The sequence below is a fragment of the Blautia sp. 210820-DFI.6.14 genome, assembly GCF_020558815.1.
Classification (GTDB): Bacteria; Bacillota; Clostridia; order Lachnospirales; family Lachnospiraceae; genus Blautia_A; species Blautia_A obeum.
Genome location: NZ_JAJCKS010000059.1, coordinates 1 through 2,666, shown reverse-complemented (window position 1 = coordinate 2,666; position 2,666 = coordinate 1). Strand labels below are relative to the sequence as shown.

Genomic DNA, 2,666 nt, shown 5'->3' with positions numbered 1-2,666 from the left:
TTTACCACTGAGGATTGCACTCCATCCAACTCTCCGACTTCTTTTTCAATTTTTGTGGAACAATTTGGACAGTCCAACCCTTTTAATAGAAATATGCGTTTCATGATAATCTCCTTACAATTTGTTTAGTTGTTCAATTACTCAACTATAATGTTAAAAAATATTATTTCTGCCAAAGATGCTCAAATCCCTTGTCAATAATCTCTTTCACATGATCATCTGCCAGCGAGTAGTAAACTATCTGTGCTTCTTTTCGGAATTTTACCAGATTCGCTAGGCGTAATGCCTTTAACTGATGCGAAATTGCAGATTTTGTTACCCCCAGTAGCACTGCAAGATCACATACACACATCTCACTCTGTTCTAGAGCGTGTAAGATTTGTACTCTGGTTCCATCTCCAAATAGCTTAAACAAAGAAGCCAACTGGATATAATCATCTTTTAGCTGCATCTTGGATTTCACATCATTCACAATATCCTCATGAATTACATCGCAATTACAAATATAAGACGTTTTTGACATATGTTCACCTCCAAATAATAATAGTTGAACAATTAATCAACTATTATTATACTTATTTTTAAATTTATGTCAATAAGCTGATGTTAGTTCCCCATAAATTTTTGTAAGAATAGATTTTTTTGCATTATTATAAAAATCCTTGGCCGAAAGTCTTGTCTCCACTCCTGTTAAATGTAGAAAGTGATGCCTTAATGGCAAGCCTTCAGGAAATTTTAAAGCTCAGCAATGAACAACTGACTGCTTTTACCGCTGATTTTGAAGCAAGACTGCCGGAATATCTGCGAAATGCACTCCATCCTAAGTCTGTAGCAGCATAAATCACTATTTTGTTAGCTGAAATATTGAATTTTCAAGGTGCGAATCCCATTTTAGATATGCCTTACACATAGCATTCTCATCGTATTTCTTTCGTTCATCCGCTGATTTCATATTATAACCCGACAAGAATTTAGTAGCTTTTCCTTCTGATTTATAAAACCACATTCCAAACAAAAACATAATCACTGCCATCATAAAGTCAAAAACAATATAGAACATATAATACAATTTCTCCTTTCAGCCAATCACTCTTATCTCTTTGAATTTTCTACATTACTCTTCAGCTTTGACCAAACATAGCAAATCAGTATATCCTAACTGCATAAGTAATTGCTTAAAACCAGACATCACTTCTTCTTTTGTATAATTATTATTTTTCAAAAACTCACTATCCTTCTCACTAAGGTATTGGTAGAAAAGAGCTGCTGCCATTACCTCATTTCTGTCTGTATAATCAATGCTATCTAAAAGTATATTCTCTGCTTCGTTAATTTTCCCAGAATCAATCATATCAAGAAAATCTTTCAAATTTTTCCCTGATACTTCATATTTATTTTCTTTTTCAAGTTCAACAGAAACATACTTTTTCCCAAACATTAAAGAAAATAATACTCTTACCATTTCTTTTATCATTCGCATAATATAGTCTTTTTCGTCTGTGAAATACATTTTTCACCTCCATAACTCCCGATTTTCTCAATTCTCCAAACTTGAAGTTATTACTTTCTGCATAGTGTGTTTCCTAAAATGATAATTACCACGACATCAACCAAAATAATCCCCAATGCAATATATACAAAAAATGCAGGCAAAATATTTTCAAACAAGCCCATAGTTAATGCAAGAATTGCTATAATAGACATTCCAATTCCCATTGTTCTGCATAACTTCTTTTCATCATATTTTTCCTTTTCTTCATTTGAAGCTGTATTATATCCAGAAATGAACCAGCTTCCATGTCCAGAAAGTAAAATAATAGAAAGTACAGCAAATATCGCAAAGACAATCCACACTATCCAATCAGAGCCTGTTGCTAAATCTGCTAATTTCATTTACATACTCCTCCTTAAATTCCATTTTCTTAATTTTATAAACTTGAAGTTGTAGGTTTCTTTGCTATTATATCTTTAAAATTCGTTTTGCTTTCGCATTAACAAATTGGATAATCGGGCCTGAAATGATAACTGTAATGATTGTGCATATGCCAAACTTCCCGCCAAGCAAAACACCTATTATCACAACCAGAATATCTATTGCTATTCGAACAATTTTAACTTGCCAGTTGTTCTTTTCTGCCAAGGCAAAAGTAACTGCTTCATAAGAGCCACGACCAAGTGAGGCAGACGCATATAGTCCGGTCCCGACAGCAAACAAAATAACACCCAGCAACATGATAAAGAAGTTGAACCATCGATATGTACTGTAGACATGGCAGGTGGCAAATACATCCACACAGGTGCTGTATACAATTTGATATAGCACCGTCCCAATATGGATTTGACTTTTATCGTAAATTAATGCAAACAAAATCATCCCCACTGCTACAACAAAAGATGCCATACCGATGCTCAAGTGAAACGTTTCAGCGATACCCTGCCATAGCACTGCGAGCGTGGCGCCACCAAATCCTGCATACAGTGCAAGTGTAATGCCATAGGCTGCAACAATGGAACCTATCACAATAATTATCAATTTCTTTAATAAGTCCCGCAATAGCAAGGATTCCCTTTTGTGCTTATCAAACATCATAATTCCTCTATTCTACAAATTCCGATTTCTATTTTCGTTTCCATAGCATAGTGTACTCTTTTTCACCAGTAGCTTC

At 34.5% G+C, this 2,666-nt stretch carries 7 protein-coding genes and 1 pseudogene; 1 reads left to right on the top strand and 7 read right to left on the bottom strand.

Going from position 1 to position 2,666, the window contains the following annotated elements:
* From LI112_RS18715 to LI112_RS18595, 3 genes are all read right to left on the bottom strand, one after another.
* On the bottom strand, positions 1-104 hold a 104-nt coding region (locus LI112_RS18715; RefSeq protein ID WP_227191191.1), incomplete at its 3' end, for a cation transporter.
* A gap of 59 nt (positions 105-163) precedes the next feature.
* The gene (locus LI112_RS17635; RefSeq protein WP_005608558.1) at positions 164-523 is read right to left on the bottom strand and encodes a metalloregulator ArsR/SmtB family transcription factor; all 360 of its coding nucleotides are present in this window, start codon (positions 521-523) and stop codon (positions 164-166) included.
* A 69-nt stretch (positions 524-592) separates the two neighbouring features.
* Entirely contained in the window at positions 593-685 is a 93-nt protein-coding gene (locus LI112_RS18595; RefSeq protein WP_334301105.1) for a hypothetical protein, read from the bottom strand.
* A gap of 29 nt (positions 686-714) precedes the next feature.
* On the opposite strand from LI112_RS18595, the gene LI112_RS18245 reads away from it, so the two are divergent.
* Complete coding sequence (locus tag LI112_RS18245; RefSeq protein WP_255647162.1) at positions 715-840, top strand: hypothetical protein; 126 nt, start codon at positions 715-717, stop codon at positions 838-840.
* A 55-nt stretch (positions 841-895) separates the two neighbouring features.
* Here the strand turns inward: LI112_RS18245 and LI112_RS17630 are convergent.
* The 4 genes and pseudogenes from LI112_RS17630 to LI112_RS17615 all read right to left on the bottom strand — a co-directional run.
* A pseudogene (locus tag LI112_RS17630) lies at positions 896-1,060 on the bottom strand (DUF3784 domain-containing protein); the annotation flags it as partial.
* A 54-nt stretch (positions 1,061-1,114) separates the two neighbouring features.
* On the bottom strand, positions 1,115-1,510 hold the full coding sequence (locus LI112_RS17625; protein WP_227191190.1) for a DUF6483 family protein: 396 nt from the start codon (positions 1,508-1,510) through the stop codon (positions 1,115-1,117).
* 50 nt (positions 1,511-1,560) lie between these two features.
* Positions 1,561-1,893: a DUF3784 domain-containing protein gene (locus tag LI112_RS17620; protein WP_004074378.1), complete on the bottom strand. Its 333-nt coding sequence runs from the start codon at positions 1,891-1,893 to the stop codon at positions 1,561-1,563.
* Between the two features lie 67 nt (positions 1,894-1,960).
* Positions 1,961-2,590: a YitT family protein gene (locus LI112_RS17615; RefSeq protein ID WP_227191189.1), complete on the bottom strand. Its 630-nt coding sequence runs from the start codon at positions 2,588-2,590 to the stop codon at positions 1,961-1,963.
* Positions 2,591-2,666: the final 76 nt, after the last annotated feature.

Coding starts and splice junctions, on each gene's coding strand:
- LI112_RS17635 (WP_005608558.1), bottom strand. CDS start 523: ATGTCAAAAACGTCTTATATTTGTAATTGCGATGTAATTCATGAGGAT.
- LI112_RS18245 (WP_255647162.1), top strand. CDS start 715: ATGGCAAGCCTTCAGGAAATTTTAAAGCTCAGCAATGAACAACTGACT.
- LI112_RS17625 (WP_227191190.1), bottom strand. CDS start 1,510: ATGTATTTCACAGACGAAAAAGACTATATTATGCGAATGATAAAAGAA.
- LI112_RS17620 (WP_004074378.1), bottom strand. CDS start 1,893: ATGAAATTAGCAGATTTAGCAACAGGCTCTGATTGGATAGTGTGGATT.
- LI112_RS17615 (WP_227191189.1), bottom strand. CDS start 2,590: ATGATGTTTGATAAGCACAAAAGGGAATCCTTGCTATTGCGGGACTTA.